16 protein-coding genes are annotated in these 18,396 nt (G+C 60.0%); 9 read left to right on the top strand and 7 right to left on the bottom strand.

The annotated features are described in order from the left end of the window. Positions 1-80: 80 nt before the first annotated feature. Positions 81-839, bottom strand: coding sequence for a methyltransferase domain-containing protein (locus NL116_RS13750; RefSeq protein ID WP_150780211.1), 759 nt, complete (start codon positions 837-839; stop codon positions 81-83). A gap of 65 nt (positions 840-904) precedes the next feature. Here NL116_RS13750 and gloB point away from each other — a divergent pair, with 65 nt between their 5' ends. From gloB to fabI, 8 genes are all read left to right on the top strand, one after another. Next, positions 905-1,672, top strand: a complete 768-nt coding sequence (gene gloB / locus NL116_RS13745) for a hydroxyacylglutathione hydrolase (RefSeq protein WP_494377637.1) — start codon at positions 905-907, stop codon at positions 1,670-1,672. 99 nt (positions 1,673-1,771) lie between these two features. Then, complete coding sequence (locus NL116_RS13740) at positions 1,772-3,217, top strand: transglycosylase SLT domain-containing protein (RefSeq protein ID WP_494377636.1); 1,446 nt, start codon at positions 1,772-1,774, stop codon at positions 3,215-3,217. Positions 3,218-3,409: 192 nt separating this feature from the next. Next, positions 3,410-5,224 carry an extracellular solute-binding protein gene (locus tag NL116_RS13735; RefSeq protein WP_494378058.1) on the top strand — a complete coding sequence of 605 codons (1,815 nt, stop codon included), beginning with the start codon at positions 3,410-3,412 and terminating at the stop codon, positions 5,222-5,224. After that, positions 5,221-7,062: an extracellular solute-binding protein gene (locus NL116_RS13730; protein WP_494377635.1), complete on the top strand. Its 1,842-nt coding sequence runs from the start codon at positions 5,221-5,223 to the stop codon at positions 7,060-7,062. Before NL116_RS13735 ends, NL116_RS13730 begins: the two co-directional genes overlap by 4 nt. Before the next feature lie 4 nt (positions 7,063-7,066). Further along, positions 7,067-8,140 (top strand): microcin C ABC transporter permease YejB, encoded by a 1,074-nt coding sequence (locus NL116_RS13725; protein WP_007944575.1) that lies wholly within the window; start codon positions 7,067-7,069, stop codon positions 8,138-8,140. A 1-nt stretch (position 8,141) separates the two neighbouring features. After that, complete coding sequence (locus NL116_RS13720; protein ID WP_494377634.1) at positions 8,142-9,161, top strand: ABC transporter permease; 1,020 nt, start codon at positions 8,142-8,144, stop codon at positions 9,159-9,161. Position 9,162: 1 nt separating this feature from the next. Then, positions 9,163-10,770 carry an ABC transporter ATP-binding protein gene (locus tag NL116_RS13715; RefSeq protein WP_494377633.1) on the top strand — a complete coding sequence of 536 codons (1,608 nt, stop codon included), beginning with the start codon at positions 9,163-9,165 and terminating at the stop codon, positions 10,768-10,770. Positions 10,771-10,794: 24 nt separating this feature from the next. Then, the gene (gene fabI / locus NL116_RS13710) at positions 10,795-11,589 is read left to right on the top strand and encodes an enoyl-ACP reductase FabI (RefSeq protein WP_008152082.1); all 795 of its coding nucleotides are present in this window, start codon (positions 10,795-10,797) and stop codon (positions 11,587-11,589) included. A 182-nt stretch (positions 11,590-11,771) separates the two neighbouring features. On the opposite strand, the gene NL116_RS13705 is transcribed toward fabI, so the two are convergent. Then, positions 11,772-12,638, bottom strand: a complete 867-nt coding sequence (locus NL116_RS13705) for a LysR family transcriptional regulator (protein WP_494377632.1) — start codon at positions 12,636-12,638, stop codon at positions 11,772-11,774. Positions 12,639-12,753: 115 nt separating this feature from the next. On the opposite strand from NL116_RS13705, the gene NL116_RS13700 reads away from it, so the two are divergent. After that, the gene (locus tag NL116_RS13700; RefSeq protein ID WP_494377631.1) at positions 12,754-13,179 is read left to right on the top strand and encodes a VOC family protein; all 426 of its coding nucleotides are present in this window, start codon (positions 12,754-12,756) and stop codon (positions 13,177-13,179) included. On the opposite strand, the gene NL116_RS13695 is transcribed toward NL116_RS13700, so the two are convergent. The 5 genes from NL116_RS13695 to NL116_RS13675 all read right to left on the bottom strand — a co-directional run bounded on the left by NL116_RS13695 (position 13,157) and on the right by NL116_RS13675 (position 18,395). After that, positions 13,157-13,747: a diguanylate cyclase domain-containing protein gene (locus tag NL116_RS13695; protein ID WP_494377630.1), complete on the bottom strand. Its 591-nt coding sequence runs from the start codon at positions 13,745-13,747 to the stop codon at positions 13,157-13,159. The two genes, NL116_RS13700 and NL116_RS13695, sit on opposite strands and share 23 nt — an antisense overlap. 74 nt (positions 13,748-13,821) lie before the next feature. Next, positions 13,822-14,400, bottom strand: a complete 579-nt coding sequence (locus tag NL116_RS13690) for a hypothetical protein (protein ID WP_494377629.1) — start codon at positions 14,398-14,400, stop codon at positions 13,822-13,824. Position 14,401: 1 nt separating this feature from the next. Next, positions 14,402-16,570, bottom strand: coding sequence for a xanthine dehydrogenase family protein molybdopterin-binding subunit (locus NL116_RS13685; protein WP_494377628.1), 2,169 nt, complete (start codon positions 16,568-16,570; stop codon positions 14,402-14,404). A gap of 24 nt (positions 16,571-16,594) precedes the next feature. Then, positions 16,595-17,050, bottom strand: coding sequence for a (2Fe-2S)-binding protein (locus NL116_RS13680; RefSeq protein ID WP_494377627.1), 456 nt, complete (start codon positions 17,048-17,050; stop codon positions 16,595-16,597). A 190-nt stretch (positions 17,051-17,240) separates the two neighbouring features. Further along, positions 17,241-18,395 (bottom strand): NnrS family protein, encoded by a 1,155-nt coding sequence (locus NL116_RS13675; RefSeq protein ID WP_494377626.1) that lies wholly within the window; start codon positions 18,393-18,395, stop codon positions 17,241-17,243. Between the last annotated feature and the right edge of the window lies 1 nt (position 18,396).

Raw genomic sequence — 18,396 nt, 5'->3', positions numbered from 1 at the left:
TCCAGAAAATGCGGTGGCTCGCCGATAGGATCGACGATGCCCGAGGCCGGGGCTGACCCGGCCGGGAATATAAAAAGGTGTTACGGGTCGATGCGGCGACGATTGACCTTGGCCATCGGCAAGGGAATCAGCTTGCCCATCGGTTCGCGCCGCTCCTGACGCAGTGGGCGCAAACCCACGACGATCTTGCGCGCCACCAACAAATAGAAGCCGCCGCCCGACAGTTGCCAGTCACCGGCCTTGCGCTCCCAACCAGCCAGACGAGCTTGCCAGGCAGGTGACGCAAGCGGCGGACGATAGCACCCGAAGCGGCGTTTCTCCAGCGCGAAACCCAGCAGGTTCAGCCAGTCGGCAACGCGTGACGGCGAGATACAGCGCGCCTTGCGCATGGCGTCATGGGCGAACACATGGCGCAGGCCCCAAGTGCTCCAGGGATTGATGCCAATGATCAACAAATGCCCGCCGGGCCGCACGCTGCTCGCTGCTTCACGCAGCAAACCGTGGGGCGACAGGCAGAAATCCAGACCATGCTGCAACACCACGACGTCGGCGGCGTGCTCGCTCAACGGCCAGGCTTGTTCTTCACACACGATTTCAACACCCGGCAACGGCGCACCGAGGCGCACATTGCGCTGTACTTGCGGCGCCGACGGGGGCGTCTGGGCCGACGGACCGTAATGCACAAGGTAACCGCCGAAGAAGCGCCCCAACTCGTCTTCGAGCATGCGGCGTTCTTCGTCCAGCAAAAATTGCCCGATCGGGCCGGACAGCCATTCACGGGCCGCGCTGATCAATGTCAGCCACTCGGGATCAGCCTGAGCGAACGCTTTATCGGTCATTGCATTCTCCAACGCGCCAGGAAGTTCTAAGATGCACCATTGTTTTCCGCTTGGCGAATTCGACGATGATACAGATCAGTGCCCTGCCCGCCTTCACCGACAACTACATCTGGTTATTACAGGACCACCGCACCCAGCGCTGCGCCGTGGTCGATCCGGGCGATGCCGCGCCGGTGCAGGCCTGGCTTGCGGCGCATCCGGGCTGGGTATTGAGCGATATTCTGATCACTCATCACCACCATGACCACGTCGGTGGCGTCGAGCGGCTGAAAAAGGCGACAGACGCGAAAGTCTATGGTCCCGCCAGCGAATCCATTCCGTGCCGGGACGTTGCGCTCAAGGACAACGACCGTGTCAGCGTACTCGGCTGGGACTTCGATGTAATCGCCGTCCCCGGTCATACCCTGGGGCACATTGCCTATTACCATCATGGCCTGCTGTTCTGCGGCGACACCTTGTTTGCTGCCGGTTGCGGCCGCTTGTTCGAAGGCACCCCGGACCAGATGCACACCTCGCTGACACGCCTGGCCGCATTGCCAGAGGACACGCTGGTGTATTGCACCCACGAATACACCCTGAGCAACCTAAAGTTTGCCGCAGCGGTCGAGCCAGAAAACCGCGACACCACCGAGCGTCTCGCCAAAGTGACCCAACAACGTCAGGCCGGGATCATGACCCTGCCGTCGACCCTGGCCCTGGAAAAGCTCACCAACCCCTTTTTAAGGGTTGATGAAACATCTGTTAAAGAAAAAGTGGACGAACGGAACGGCCCCTATAACCGGGCTCCGAGTGCGGTCTTTGCTGCGTTGCGGGCTTGGAAAGATACGTTCTAGGCCGTCATCCTATTGCAATGAAAATTCTGAATGGTTGACCGCAGGGGGTACCCTTTCTAGAATCGGCCGACATTTTTGCCCGGAACTTACTTCCAGCCAATGTCGTCATCTATTCGTAAAGCCATCAATTCAGACGCATTGACCCGCTTGGCTCAAGCCATTGCGGTGGCTGTGTCCGCCACGCTGGCGGGCTGTTCCAGCCATGTGCCGCAGACCGACGCGGCACATACCCCGAATATCGCCGCTCGCGCCAAACAGAAACCCATCTGGCTTAGCGAAAAACCCTCGCCACAAGTACCACAGGACGTCTGGGAGCGCATGCGCCAGGGCTTCCAGTTGCAGGACGGCCTGGGTGTCAACCCGCGTATCGAGCAACAGCGACTGTGGTTCGCCAGTAACCCGTCTTTCCTTGAAAACGCCGGCGAGCGCGGCAGCCTGTACATTCACTACATCATCGAACGCCTTGAAGAACGCAACATGCCGCTGGAACTGGCGCTGCTGCCAGTGATTGAAAGCGCCTACAACCCGATGGCCTATTCCCGGGCCGACGCGGTGGGTCTTTGGCAATTCATTCCTTCCACCGGGCGTTACTACAACCTGCGCCAGACCCGCGCCTATGATGGCCGACGCGACATTACCGCGTCGACCACCGCGGCCATGGATTACCTGACCCGTCTGCACGACATGTTCAACGGTGACTGGCTGCTCGCCCTCGCCGCCTACAACGCCGGCGAAGGCACCGTCAGCCGGGCCATCGAGCGCAACGAAAGGCTCGGCCTGCCGACCGATTACTGGAACCTGCCGCTGCCTGCGGAAACCCAGGCTTACGTACCGAAGCTGCTGGCCTTGTCGCAAGTGGTCCTCTCGCCCGAAGCCTATGGTGTGAACCTCAACCCGATTGCCAACGAACCGTACTTCCAGGTCGTCGAAATCAACCAGCGCATGGACCTGTCCAAGGTTGCCGAGGTTGCCAACATCGACGAAGACGAACTGTTCCAGCTTAATCCGGCGTTCAAACAGCGCACTACCCTTGATGGCCCCCAGCACCTGCTGGTGCCAACGTCCAAGGCGCAATTGCTGACCACCAGCCTGTCAACCATGCGTCCGGAAGAGTTGATCAGCAAGAAGCCTCGCAAACCGGTTTTCGAAGGCGCGGACGATGTTCAACTCGCCAGCGTCAAGCGCACCACCTACCGGGTCAAACGCGGCGACAACCTGGGCACTATCGCCAAGGCCAATAAAGTCGACGTCGAAGACTTGCAACGCTGGAACAAGTTGACGGGCAAGCACCTCAAAACGGGGCAGACCCTGGTGATGCAGGACACCACCAAGCGCAGCGGCGGTCGCGTCAACACGGTCGTGGCCGCCAACAGCAAAGCCGACAAAAAGAAGTCGCAGACCCAGTACAAGGTCCAGCAAGGCGATTCGCTGTACATCGTCGCCAAGCGCTTTAACGTCGAGATGCAGCACCTCAAGCGCTGGAACCCGCGCGTTGGCCAGGCGCTGAAGCCTGGACAGATGCTGGTGGTGTCTTCGCCACGCTAAAAATAGAGCCCCTGTATTCAGGGGCTTTTTTTGCCTGAAGGTTTTCACCCCCCCCTGCAACAAGGGCCCCGCAAGTCCAATTAACCCTGCATTAATCCCCTGTCTTTTTCCTGTCCATACAAGCTGTTACTGTACGGGCCACAATGCCCAAGCCGCCTGGATCGGATCTCTGACTTGAAGCGTCCCCTCCTCCTGCTCCTGATCAGCCTGGCCTTCAGCTCCACCGCAAGCGCGACGATCAGCGAAAGCCACGGTTATGCGCAGTTCGGCACGCTCAAGTACCCGGCCCGATTTACCCATTTCGACTGGGTCAACCCGCAAGCGCCCAAGGGCGGTACGTTGCGGGTGATGGCGTTTGGCACCTTCGATACGCTCAACCCCTACACCTTCAAGGGCTCAAGCCCGGTTTCAACCCCCAACTTCCTGCAATACGGGATCAATGAGCTCAACGAGCCGCTAATGGTCGGCACCGGCCAATACGCGCCGTCCGGTGACGAGCCGACCTCGAGTTATGGCCTGATCGCCCAGTCGGTGGAATACAGCGAGGATCGCAGTTGGGTGGTGTTCAACCTGCGGCCCGAAGCGCGGTTTCACGATGGTTCGCCGATCACCGCTTATGACGTCGCGTTCTCGTACCGCTTGTTGCTCAAGGAAGGTCATCCGCAGTACCGCACCAGCCTCCAGGAAGTCGCACGGGTCGATATCCTTAACCCGCAGCGCATTCGTTTTGTGTTCAAGCGCGCCGGCAATCCGTTGCAGATCCTGCGCCTGGGCGAATTGCCAGTCCTGTCGCAGCATTACTGGAAAGGTCGCGATTTCAAGGCGACCACCTTCGAGCCGCCGCTGGGTAGCGGACCGTATCGCATCACATCAGTAACGCCTGGGCGGCAGATCGTTTTCGAACGGGTCAAGGATTACTGGGGCAAGGACCTGGCGGTCAATCGCGGCAAGTACAACTTCGATCGCATGGAAGTCGAGTTCTACCGCGACAGCGATGTCGCCTTCGAAGCGTTCAAGGCCGGCGAATTCGACGTTTACATCGAGCATCAGGCGAAGAACTGGGACAACGGCTACAACTTCCCGGCAGTACGCCGCGGCGACGTGATCAAGGCGCAGATCCCTCATCAAATTCCGACCCAGAGCCAGGGCCTGTTCATGAACACCCGACGCCCGACTTTCGCCGAGACCAAAGTCCGCGAAGCCCTGGGGCTGATGTTCGATTTCGAGTGGACCAACCGCACGCTGTTCAGCGGCGCCTACAAGCGCGCCATGAGTTATTACCCTAACAGTGAGTTCGAAGCCACCGGGTTACCGGTCGGTCACGAATGGCTGATGCTCAAGCCCTATCGCGAGCAGGTGCCCGCGAAGCTCTTCACCGAGCCGTTCAGCCTGCCGCACACCGACGGCCGCGGCATTCCCCGGGAAACGCTGCGCAAGGCATTGGGACTGCTCGCCGAGGCCGGCTGGAAGCTCAATGGCCAACGGTTGCAGAACGCCGTCGGGCAACCGCTGCGATTCGAGATCCTGCTGGTCAACCCGAACCTGGAACGCATTCTTCAGCCCTACGTCGAAAACCTCGCGAGCATTGGCATCGACGCGCGACTGCGCACCGTTGACCGCGCCCAGTACAAACAACGCCTCGATCAGTTCGATTTCGACATGATTCTGATGACCCTCAACCAGACCCTCAGTCCGGGTCTGGAGCAGTGGCAGTATTTCCATTCCAGCCAGGTCGGGGTCAAGGGCAGTAAAAATTATGCCGGCATCTCCAACCCGGTGGTCGATCACTTGCTCGAACAACTGCTCGCCGCCCAGAGCCGCGACGAACAAGTCGCCGCCGGCAAAGCCCTTGACCGCGTGCTGCTGTGGCAGCACTACATCATTCCCAACTGGTACCTCAATTATCACCGCCTGGCCTACCGCAACCGGTTCGCCTTTGTGACCACGCCGCCCTACACCCTGGGTCTGAGCGCGTGGTGGCTGAAGTCTTCGGAGAAAGATCGATGAAACTCGTACGCACCCTGCTGTTGCAGGCCAGCGGTCTGCTGTTAGCCGGGCTGGCTTGTGCCGCCCCGCAACACGCTGTAACCCTCTACAACGAACCACCAAAATACCCGGCCGACTTCAAGCATTTCGACTACGTGAACCCGGATGCGCCCAAGGGCGGAATCTTTCGCCAGGCCGGTTTCGGCGGGTTTGACAGCCTCAATCCGTTTATCAGCAAGGGCGTGCCAGCCGACGATATCGGCATGATCTACGACACCCTCGCCCGGCAAGGGCTGGACGAACCGTTCACCGAATATGGCCTGGTGGCCGGCAAGATCGAGAAAGCCCCTGACAACAGTTGGGTGCGTTTCTACCTGCGCCCTGAAGCGCGCTTCCACGACGGCCATCCGATCCGCGCCGATGACGTGGTGTTCAGCTTCCAGATGCTGACCAAGGACGGCGCGCCGCTCTATCGCGGTTACTACAACGACGTCGAGGAAGCGGTTGCCGAAGACCCGCTCACTGTGTTGTTCAAGTTCAAGCACTCCAACAACCGAGAGTTGCCGCTGATCCTCGGCCAGTTGCCGGTTCTGCCAAAGCACTGGTGGGCCGACCGCGATTTCAACAAGGGCAACCTGGAGATACCGCTGGGCAGTGGCCCGTACAAAGTCAGTCAAGTGAAGGCCGGACGTTCGATTCGCTATGAGCGTGTCAAGGATTACTGGGGCAAGGACTTGCCGGTCAATCGCGGGTTTTACAACTTCGACGTGATGACCACCGACTACTACCGCGACAACACCGTGGCGCTCGAGGCATTCAAGGCCGGGCAGTTCGATTACTGGCTGGAGATGACCGCGAAGAATTGGGCCAATGCCTATAATGTCCCGGCCGTCACCGAAGGCCGGTTGATCAAGGAGCAGATCCCCAACGGCAACCCCACCGGCATGCAGGGTTTTGTGTTCAACCTGCGCCGCCCGGTGTTCCAGGACGTGCGCGTGCGCAAGGCCCTGACGTTACTGCTGGATTTTGAATGGACCAACAAGCAATTGTTCAACAGCGCCTATGCGCGTACCCGCAGCTATTTCGAGAACTCTGAAATGGTCGCCACCGGCCTGCCGGATGCCGATCAACTGGCGATCCTCGATCCCTTTCGCGGCAAGATCCCTGAGCAAGTCTTCAGCGAGGCGTTCCAGAACCCGGTGACTGACGCCAGTGGCATGATCCGCGACCATCAGCGCAAAGCCTATCAATTGCTGCAAGAGGCTGGCTGGCGGATTGTCGATGACAAAATGGTCGATGCCACCGGCAAACCGGTGAAAATTGAATTCCTGTTGGCCCAAACGGAGTTTGAGCGCGTACTGCTGCCATTCAAACGCAACCTCAGCGACCTGGGTATCGACTTGGTAATACGCCGCGTCGACGTCTCGCAGTACATCAATCGTGTGCGCTCCCGGGACTTCGACATGATCGTCGGCAGCTTCCCGCAGTCCAGCTCGCCGGGCAACGAACAGCGCGAATTCTGGATGTCGGCGGCGGCCGACAAACCCGGCAGCCGCAACTCCATGGGCCTGAAAGACCCGGTGGTGGACCAACTGGTCGAGCAACTGATCAACGCCGATTCGCGTAAAAGTCTGGTAGCCCATGCCCGCGCACTGGACCGCGTGCTGCAATGGGGTTATTACGTGATCCCCAACTGGCACATCAAGACCTGGCGCGTGGCGTACTGGAACCACATCGGCCATCCGAAAATCTCACCCCTGTACGACATCGGCACAAACACGTGGTGGATCAAACCAGACGCGAAACCTGCGATAGAAGTCGAAACCATACTGCAAGCCTCCCCTGCGGCCACGGAGTAATCAGATGCTGGCGTATATTTTTCGGCGACTGCTGCTGATCATTCCAACCTTGTTCGGCATTTTGCTGATCAACTTCGTGATCATTCAGGCCGCACCCGGCGGGCCGGTGGAGCAGATGATCGCCAAGCTCGAAGGCTTCGAAGGCGCCACCAGCCGCATTGCCGGCGGCGGTGCCGAAGTGTCGGTGGCCGGTTCCGCCTATCGCGGCGCCCAAGGTCTCGACCCGGCACTGGTCAAGGAAATCGAGCACATGTACGGCTTTGACAAATCGGCGCCGGAACGCTTGTGGATCATGGTGAAGAACTATGCATCGCTGGACTTCGGCGACAGCTTCTTTCGTGATGCCAAGGTCATCGACCTGATCAAGGAAAAAATGCCGGTTTCGATCTCCCTCGGGTTGTGGAGCACGCTGATCATGTACCTGGTGTCGATCCCGCTGGGGATCGCCAAGGCCACTCGACACGGCAGCCACTTCGATGTCTGGACCAGTTCGGCGATCATCGTCGGCTACGCAATCCCGGCGTTCCTGTTTGCGATTCTGCTGATCGTGGTATTCGCCGGCGGCAGCTATTTTGACTGGTTCCCGTTGCGAGGGCTGACGTCGAATAATTTCGATGAGTTGAGCATGGGGGGCAAAATCCTCGATTACTTCTGGCACTTGGCCTTGCCGGTGACGGCGCTGGTGATCGGCAACTTCGCGACCATGACCCTGCTGACCAAAAACAGCTTCCTCGACGAGATCAACAAACAGTACGTGGTCACCGCCAAGGCCAAGGGCCTGACCCGCCACCGCGTGCTGTATGGCCATGTGTTTCGCAACGCCATGTTGCTGGTGATTGCCGGATTCCCGTCGGCCTTCATCGGGATTTTCTTTACCGGCTCGTTGCTGGTGGAAGTGATCTTCTCCCTCGACGGCCTGGGCTTGATGAGTTTTGAAGCGGCGATCAATCGCGATTACCCGGTGGTGTTTGGCACGCTGTTTATCTTCACCTTGCTCGGCCTGGTGGTGAAACTGATCGGTGACCTCACGTACACCTTTGTCGATCCGCGCATCGACTTTGAAAGCCGGGAGCATTGAGATGAACCTGTCCCCGCTCAATCGACGTCGCTTCGAACTGTTCAAGGCCAACAAGCGTGGCTGGTGGTCGCTGTGGCTGTTTCTGCTGTTGTTCGGCCTGAGCCTGGGTGCCGAGCTGATTGCCAACGACAAACCGCTGGTGGTGCACTACGACAACAGTTGGTACTTTCCAGCGCTCAAGCGCTACCCGGAAACCGCGTTTGGCGGCGAGTTCCCGCTGGAAGCCAACTACAAGAGCCCGTACATCCGCGAACTGCTGAAAGCCAAGGATGCCTGGGTATTGTGGGCGCCAATTCCGTACAGCTATCAAAGCATCAACTACGACCTGAAAGTCCCGGCGCCGGCGCCACCGTCCGCGGATAACCTGCTAGGCACGGACGATCAGGGCCGCGATGTGTTAGTGCGGGTGATCTACGGATTTCGGATTTCGGTGTTGTTTGCGCTGACGCTGACCATTCTCAGCTCGATCATTGGTGTGATTGCGGGCGCCTTGCAGGGTTTCTATGGCGGCTGGGTGGATCTGGCCGGGCAGCGTTTCCTGGAGATCTGGTCCGGGTTGCCGGTGCTGTATCTGCTGATCATTCTCGCCAGCTTCGTGCAGCCGAACTTCTGGTGGCTGCTGGGGATCATGCTGCTGTTTTCGTGGATGAGCCTGGTGGACGTGGTGCGCGCCGAGTTCCTTCGCGGACGCAACCTTGAATACGTGCGTGCGGCACGGGCGCTGGGGATGCAGAACGGTGCGATCATGTTCCGCCACATCCTGCCCAACGCCATGGTCTCGACCATGACGTTCATGCCGTTCATCCTGACCGGCGCCATCGGCACCCTGACCGCGCTGGACTTCCTGGGCTTCGGTTTGCCGCCCGGCGCGCCGTCGCTGGGCGAGCTGGTGGCCCAGGGCAAATCCAACCTGCAAGCCCCATGGCTGGGTATCAGTGCGTTTGCGGTGCTGGCGCTGATGTTGAGTTTACTGGTGTTTATCGGCGAGTCCGCTCGCGATGCCTTCGACCCGAGGAAGTGAAATGAATCAGGACAATCTGATCGAAGTGCGCGACCTGTCCGTCGAATTTGGTATCGGTGAACGTGCTCAGCGCGTGGTCGAAGGCGTGAGCTTTGATATCCTCCGCGGCGAAACCCTGGCACTGGTCGGTGAAAGCGGTTCTGGTAAATCGGTCACGGCCCACTCGATCCTGCGGCTGCTGCCCTACCCGCTCGCCCGGCACCCCTCCGGCACCATCGAGTACGCCGGGCACAACCTGCTGGACCTGAAAGAGAAGACCATCCGCCACATCCGCGGCAACCGCATCGCCATGATCTTTCAGGAGCCGATGACTTCTCTGAACCCGCTGCACTCCATCGAAAAGCAGATCAACGAGGTACTCGGCGTCCACAAGGGCCTGATCGGCAAAGTGGCGACCAAGCGCACTCTGGAATTGCTGGAAATGGTCGGGATTCCCGAGCCGGAAAAACGCCTGAAAGCGCTGCCCCACGAATTGTCCGGCGGCCAACGCCAGCGGGTGATGATCGCCATGGCCCTGGCCAATGAACCCGAATTGCTGATCGCCGACGAGCCGACGACCGCGCTGGACGTGACCGTTCAGCTGAAAATCCTCGAATTACTCAAAGAATTGCAGGCCCGTCTGGGCATGGCGCTGCTGCTGATCAGCCACGATTTGAACCTTGTGCGAAGAATTGCGCATCGCGTATGTGTCATGCAGCGCGGTTGCATCGTCGAACAGGCATCGTGCGAAGAGTTGTTCCGCGCGCCGCAGCATCCGTACACTCGGTTACTGCTGGCAGCGGAGCCCAGCGGCACGCCGGCGACCAATGTTATCGGGCCGCCATTGCTGCAAGTCGAGGACTTGAAAGTCTGGTTCCCGATCAAGAAAGGCCTGCTGAAAAAGACCGTTGACCACATCAAAGCGGTGGACGGGATCAATTTCAGCCTGCCTCAGGGGCAGACCCTGGGCATCGTGGGTGAAAGCGGTTCAGGCAAATCGACGCTCGGCCTGGCGATTTTGCGACTGATCGGCAGCAAAGGCGCGATCCGTTTTGAGGGCAAGCAGCTAGACTGCCTGACGCAGAACGAAGTTCGACCTTTGCGCCGCGAGATGCAGGTGGTGTTTCAGGATCCGTTCGGCAGCCTGAGCCCACGGATGTGCGTGAGCCAGATCGTTGGCGAAGGCCTGCGGATCCACAAGATGGGCACCGAGGCGGAACAGGAACAAGCGATCATTGCAGCATTGAAGGAGGTAGGTCTGGATCCGGAAACCCGGCACCGCTACCCCCACGAATTTTCCGGCGGGCAACGGCAGAGAATCGCCATTGCCCGGGCATTAGTGCTAAAACCGGCGTTGATTTTGCTGGACGAGCCGACCTCGGCCCTCGACCGCACCGTACAACGCCAAGTGGTGGAGCTGCTGCGTTCACTGCAAACCAAGTACAACCTGACGTATTTGTTTATCAGCCATGACCTGGCTGTCGTCAAAGCGCTGAGCCACCAACTGATGGTGGTCAAGCAGGGCCAAGTGGTCGAACAGGGAGACGCGCAAAGTATCTTTGCCGCCCCCCAACATCCGTATACACAGCAGTTGCTGGAAGCCGCTTTCCTGGCACCAGCCACTGCGTAATAACCTGAAAGAGAGGAGCAACACATGGGTTTTCTCGCCGGTAAGCGCGTACTGATCGTCGGTGTCGCCAGCAAGCTGTCCATCGCATCCGGCATCGCTGCCGCCATGCATCGCGAGGGCGCTGAGCTTGCCTTCACTTATCAGAACGACAAACTCAAGGGTCGTGTCGAAGAGTTCGCCCAGAGCTGGGGTTCCAACCCTGACCTGTGCTTCCCGTGCGACGTGGCCAGCGATGAAGAAATCGCCAAGGTCTTCGTTGAGCTGGGCAAGAAGTGGGACGGCCTGGATTGCATCGTGCACTCCGTCGGCTTCGCCCCGGGCGACCAACTGGACGGCGACTTCACCGAAGCCACCACCCGTGAAGGTTTCCGCATCGCTCACGACATCAGCGCCTACAGCTTCGTGGCCCTGGCCAAAGCCGGTCGCGAAATGATGAAAGGCCGCAACGGCAGCCTGCTGACCCTGTCGTACCTGGGCGCCGAGCGCACCATGCCTAACTACAACGTAATGGGCATGGCCAAGGCTTCGCTGGAAGCTGGCGTTCGTTACCTGGCCGGCTCCCTGGGCCCGGACGGCACCCGCGTCAACTGCGTATCGGCTGGCCCGATCCGCACCCTCGCGGCTTCCGGCATCAAGAACTTCCGCAAGATGCTGGCTGCCAACGAAGCGCAAACCCCGCTGCGTCGCAACGTCACCATCGACGAAGTCGGCAACGCCGGCGCCTTCCTGTGCTCGGACCTGGCGTCCGGCATCAGCGGCGAAATCATGTACGTGGACGGTGGTTTCAACACCACTGCGATGGGCAGCCTGGAAGAGTGATCTTCAGCTAGCCCATAAAAAACCCGCCGTTTATGGCGGGTTTTTTTATGCCTGCGATTTGAGGCCTGATGAAGATCCCCTGTGGGAGCGAGCTTGCTCGCGATGACTGACTGACATTCACAATTGATGTCGACTGACAGTCCGCCATCGCGAGCAAGCTCGCTCCCACAGGGGGTTCGCGTTTATTCGGTCATTTGCGTCAGGCACCGCGCGAACAGCTGCTGGATCGGCTGTGTCCGCTGGCTATAGCGCTGCAACAGCACAATCTCCCGATAAAACGTCAGCTCGCCCAACGGGATAATCCTGACCTTCGCCCCATACTCCAGCCACAACCCCGCTTCGGGCAGCAGCGACACGCCCAACCCGCATTCAACCATTTTCACAATGGCTTCCAGCTCATCCAGCTCCAGCGCCACCTGCACGTCAATCTGCCGCTCTCGCAAAAACCGCGTCACCAGACGTCCGCCGAACGAGTTGCGGTCATAGCGCACGTGTGGATGGCTGGCGAGAATCTGTAACGGATCATCGCCCTCAAGGTCCATCGGCACGATCAAAACGAACGGTTCCCGGCGAATGACCTGCGCCGACAACTCCTTGGGCAGTTCAAACGGCGGCTTGATCAAAATGGCCAGGTCCACCTCACCGGTGTCCACCTGGCTCAATAGATTCAGCGACACACCCGGCACCAGTTTCGCCTCCAGCAACGGTGCCTGCTGTCTCAACCGCAACAACGCCTGGGGCAGCAACCCGGTCTGGGCCGTGGCCACAGCCCCAATCTTCAATTCACCTCGGTATTCACTGACCTCATCACTGACGGACATGCGGTTAAACGTTTCCAGCATCTCCCTCGCCATCGGCAACGCCCGTTGCCCCGCTGCATTAAGAATCGCCTGGCGCCCCGTACGGTCGAACAAGCGGATACCCAGCGCCTGCTCCAGATTGCGCATCTGCGCGCTGACCGCCGACTGTGTGAGGCCAATGTGCATCCCGGCCGCCGCGAAAGTGCCGTACCGCGTGACGGCAATGAACGTTTTGAGTTCGCGCAGCATGACCGTCTCCGTTTGATCGAAAAAATTTGAGCTCGACGCAAAAACTATCGTCTTTCAATCAAAAAGCACAGCGCTAAACTCAGCCTCACACCCATGACAATCCGAGGCCTATCCCATGCAACTGTCCCCTTTTCACTTGGCGATCCCGGTATACGACCTCACCGCCGCACGGAATTTCTACGGCGAGGTGTTCGGTCTGGAGGAAGGTCGCTCCAGCGATCACTGGGTCGATTTCAACTTTTTCGGCCATCAACTGGTGATTCACCTCGCGCCAAAAAACGCTTCTCAGGAAGCCGCGCACACCAATGCCGTGGACGGCCATAACGTGCCGGTGCCGCATTTCGGCGTGGTCTTGAGCATGAATGAATGGGAAGCGTTGGCGCAGCGCCTGACCGCGCTGGGCACGTCGTTCGTGATCGAGCCGGGCATTCGCTTTCAGGGGTTGGTGGGTGAGCAGGCGACAATGTTCCTCTTCGACCCTTGCGGCAATGCGCTGGAGTTCAAGGCCTTCAAGGACATCAGTCAGCTATTTGCCAAGTGAACGTGTCGGCCTCGACCAACAGCTCTTCGATTGATTCATGACGCAGAGGGTCGTATTCGATTTGTCCGAGGCTGAAGCGCAGGTCGTTGGCGCGATGGGCCGCGGCATTGCGCTCAGCGAGTATTTCGTCGAGACGACCCTTGATCGCGCCCGGCTCGACAGTGGCTGAACCCGTCAGCAAGGCAACGAATTTGTCGCTGCCGAGACGGCCGACCACATCGCTTTCGCGAAAAGCGATTCGCAGCACATCCGCGAAAGTTTTCAGCGCACGGTTGCCCTCGGCGTGGCCAAACAGATAGTTGATGTGTTTGAGCTCATCGAGCTTGAACAGCATCAGCGTGGTCGGTTTGTCGAGTTGCTGGCAAGCATCCAGCCCCTGTCGGGCCAAGACGGTGAAACCGTGACGGTTGGGCAGCAGCGTCAACTCGTCCATGCTCGCCATCTGCACGCCCATCAGCTCTTGCTCGGCCTTGCGGGCCAGGTCGCGCAGCAATTGTCGTTCTTGTTGTGGCGAACGCAATGGGTCAGCGCGAACGCCGTTTTTCACCGGTTTGCCTGGGATCAACATGACTCACTCCGTTGGCGGATATGGTCTTTAGAGTCGGCTATACCGGCATTGACTCCCTGTTAACGGACCGCCGGTCAACTACCCAGCACCGGACACGGACCACCCGCCTCGGCCCACAGTTTGAATTGCATGACAAAAATGTCGTGCGGCACCGGTACCGGCGCCCTGCCCTCACCGGGATTCCAACCCCACAGGACCAGTTTGTCGTCGCTGACATGTTTGATCAGCGCGACGAAATCACGGTCGCCGTTACTGGCTCGATCCTTGATCAACGCGCATAACTGGTCGGCGGGCAGACCGATCCAGGCCATTTTGTGCGACGCCGGCGGCAGGCACCAGTGCGGTGCCCCCGGTGGCGCATGCGGCCCGTAACTGGCCGGCGGATTGGTTTCGGCATGACAGGTCGCGCAAGGCAGACCGGCCGCGCCCTTGCCGTCCATTCCGCGCACAACATTCATGGCATGCGGGGTTCCGGCATCGAACTGCAGCGGCGAATCCCCCGGAATGTGACAGTTCTGGCAACGCGGGCTTTGAAAGACCTTCTGCACCGTATCGAATGCCTTGAGCGCTTCCTTGTCGTCCGCGAACAGGTCTTCGGTGTACCCCACCAAACCGACCAACAGCACCGCGCCCAACATCAGATGTCGTTTCATGTCACACCCCCGACAATTGCAGCGGCAGCTCGCGCAAGCGCTGCCCGGTCAGAGCAAACACTGCGTTGGCGACGGCCGGTGCGGTGGGTGGAACGCCGGCCTCGCCGATGCCGCCGGACCTTTCGGTACTGGGCACGATATGCACTTCAACCACCGGCATTTCGTTGAGCCGCAACACCTGATAGTCGTGGTAATTGGACTGCACCACTTGCCCGCCCTTGAAGGTCAGTTTGCTGTGCAAGGCGAAGCTGAGGCCAAACGTGATACAGGATTCCATTTGCGCAGCGATGCTCATCGGGTTGACGGCGATCCCGCAGTCCACTGCGCACACCACCCGGTGCACGCGGATTTTCAGATTGTCCTGAGACACTTCGGCGACCTGCGCCACGTAGCTGCCGAACGACTCGTGTACCGCCACGCCCAACGCGTGACCATCGGGTAACGCCGCGGTCCAATTGGCCTTCTCGACCGCCAGATTGAGCACGCCCAAATGTCGCGGGTGGTTCTTGAGCAAGGTTCGTCGGTAGTCCACCGGGTCCTTGCCGGCCGCCTCGGCCAGTTCGTCGATCAACGATTCCATGACGAACGCCGTGTGGCTGTGCCCGACCGAACGCAGCCACAACACGCTGATGCCGGTTTTCGGCGAGTGCAATTCAACCTGATGGTTGGCCACGTCTTCGAGGTAAGGACTGTCGGCGACGCCTTCGACCGAGGTCTTGTCGACGCCATCCTTGACCATCATCGCCGCAAACGCGGTGCCGTCCATGATCGACTGTCCGACCATCACCTGTTTCCAGGCGATGGGTATGCCACCGGCATCCAGGCCGATAGTGGCCTGATGCAGAAACATCGAGCGGTAGTAACCGCCGCGAATGTCGTCCTCGCGGGACCACACGGTTTTCACCGGAGCGCCTGCCGCTTTGGCGACCTGGACGGCTTCGGCGACAAAGTCCGAGGTCGGATTGGCCCGCCGACCAAAGCCGCCACCGAGGAATTCGGTGTGGATGTCGACTTGTTCGGGCTTGAGCCCGGTGATCTTGCCCGCGATCATTTGATCCAGCGTCTGAAACTGGGTGCCGGTCCAGATCTCGCATTTGTCCGTGCTGATGTTCACCGTGCAATTGAGCGGTTCCATCGGTGCGTGGGCCAGGTACGGCACGCTGTATTCGACGTCAATCTTCTTCGTGGCTCTGCCGAGTGCGGCCGTTGCATCGCCCGTCTTGCTCGCCGAAATGCCGGGCGTGGCGGCGAGTTTTCGGAAACTCTCCAACAGTTTCTGACTGTCGAGCCCAGTGTTCGGCCCCAGGTCCCAGTCGACTTTCAGCGCATCACGCCCCAGCTTCGCGGCCCAGTAATGATCGGCAATCACCGCCACGCCCGTGGGCACCTGCACCACTTTGCGCACGCCCGGCACAGCCAGTGCCTCGGCGCCCTCAAAGGATTTCACGCTGCCGCCGAACACCGGCGGGCGGGCAACCATGGCCGTCATCAAGCCGTCGAACTGCACGTCCATGCCGAACCTGGCCCGGCCGGTGATTTTCTCCGGCGTGTCCAGGCGCTTGGTAGGTTTGCCGATGACCTTCCAGTCCTTGGCCTCCTTGAACTTGATGGAGGCCGGATCCGGCGCCGGCAGCTTGCCAGCATCATCAGCCAGTTCGCCGTAGGTGGCGCGTTTGTCGCCGGCGATGACCACGCCTGATTCGGTGCGGATCTGCGAAGGCGCAACGTCGAAGCGCTTGGCCGCGGCATCGATCAACATCAACCGCGCCGCTGCACCGGCCTGGCGGTAGCGGTCAAACTCCATCCAGGTCGACGTCGAGCCGCCAGTGATCTGCATCCCGCCAAACCCGGCCAATCCATAATCGGCGGCCGAGGCCGGCGAGTGCTCGACGCGAATGGTCGACCAGTCGGCGTCCAGCTCCTCGGCGATCAACATGGTCAGGCCGGTCCAGATGCCCTGACCCATTTCGGAATGGCCGAGCAGCACGGTGACACTGTTATCGTTGCCGATGCGAAGGAAGGCATTGGGCGCAAAAATGTTGCCCTCATTCTCCGCGCCCACGGCAAAACGATGGGCGCCGGGGATGACGAAGGCCACGACCAGTCCTCCGCCCAACACGGCGCTGACCTTGAGAAAACTGCGGCGCGAGACATCCAGGATGCTGTTCATGTTTCGGACTCCCTCAACAAGGCATCAACCGATTTCGGCGGCGCGCTTGACCGCTGCGCGGATCCTTGAGTAGGTGCCGCAACGACAGATGTTGCCGGAGAGCGCCTGATCGATGTCGCGGTCGGTGGGTTTGGGGATTTTTGCCAGCAGCGCAGCGGCGGACATGATTTGCCCGGACTGGCAGTAGCCGCACTGCACCACATCGAGTTCGGCCCAGGCTTGCTGTACCGGGTGCGAACCGTCGGTGGACAGGCCTTCGATGGTGAGGATTTTTTGCCCGTTGGCCACGGCGGTCGCGGGCGTGATGCAGGCGCGTAATGGCGCGCCATCGACGTGCACGGTGCAGGCGCCGCACTGGGCCATGCCGCAACCGAATTTGGTACCAGTGAGGTGCGCGACATCGCGCAGGACCCAGAGCAGCGGCATGTCCGCGGGGACGTCCAGCGCCTGATCCTTGCCATTGATGTTGAGGGTCAGCATTGCGAATTTCCTCAGACTCACGGTGTTCTGAAGGGCGTCGCCCTGGCAATCAAATGCCTGTGCTCGCCTTGGGTTATCCCTTCAGCTAAGCGCAAAATGCCGGGGCAGACCGGTTCATCGACCACCGGTCACACAAAGGCCGCCTCAAATGGGCGGCCCAGGTGGATCGACGATTCGTGTAGCGTGGGCGTTAGACCCTCGGCTTGAACAGGATCATCGTGTAGCGCGTCAGGAACAGGCCGAACGCTGCGCACCACAGCAACGCCGAGAGTGCCAGCCCGGCGCCGGAAAACGGCACCAGCAACACCCGGCACCCACCAGCGACAACCAATAAGGCAAAACCCAGCACTATGGTTTTCGATGGCTTCAACAATCGCCCGGTATGACCGAGGCTGACGCGGGCAATCATCGCCAGAATCAACCCGCCAATGCCGCCCACAGCCAGCGCATGGGTCGCCAGACTTTGTTGTGGCATCAGGCCCGCATGCCACAGCGCCATCGCCAGCGCGGCCATCAGCATCCACGCATAGGCCAGGTACAGCGACCACAAGAGTGGCACCCGCCAGATCCCTCGATCATGCCAGCGCCACAAGCGCAACAGCTGCAAAGTGCCTATCAGCAGAAACAACGCGGCCAACCACCCCCTCGGGATGTCATTCAGTCCACTGGCGAAAGACACCGCCGCCAGCAATGAACTCACCAGGAGGATTTTGGTGGGTAACGGATGAGCCGCCGGCGTGGCGGGACGATTCAAACCGCGCTGGATGAAAAACGGAATGACCCGCCCGCCAATGACCGTCATCAGCGCCGCCACCAGCCACAAGGCCGCGAGCACACCGTGTCGCTGCAACCCGGCGTCTTCGGTAGCGATACCCCACAGCGTCAATGCCTGGCAGGCCGCCATAAAGGCAACCACTAAAAGAATCGGATAGTTCTCACGCTTGCCGGCCGCGACTAGATCGCGACCCAGCATCCAGGCCAGCAACGGCAGAAACGGCGTCTGCAGGGCGATCAGAATGGGCACTGGGATCGGCATCAGCCACGCCAATCGTGCCAACAGCCAAACCAGCAATAGCCCGATCAGAGGCCAGCCGCTCAAGCCGGGACGCCCGGTCCAGTTCGGCACCGCCGTCAACAGGAAGCCGGCAATAATCGCCGTGGCAAACCCGAACGGCATCTCATGCCGATGCCAGCTCAACATGCCGCCAATGGGTTGCGCGCCGGGTAATCGGCCGTACAACCACAGCGCCCATATCGCGACCGCCACCAGCGCAAACACGGCACCGACGAAGAAGAACGGACGAAAGCCGAGGCTGAACACCGGTGCAGCGGCAAGTTTTCTCACT

Source organism: Pseudomonas sp. FBCC-B1667 (assembly GCF_059133255.1).
Note: the sequence above shows the minus strand (reverse complement) of the source record. Positions and strands in the feature narration are given on the sequence as shown.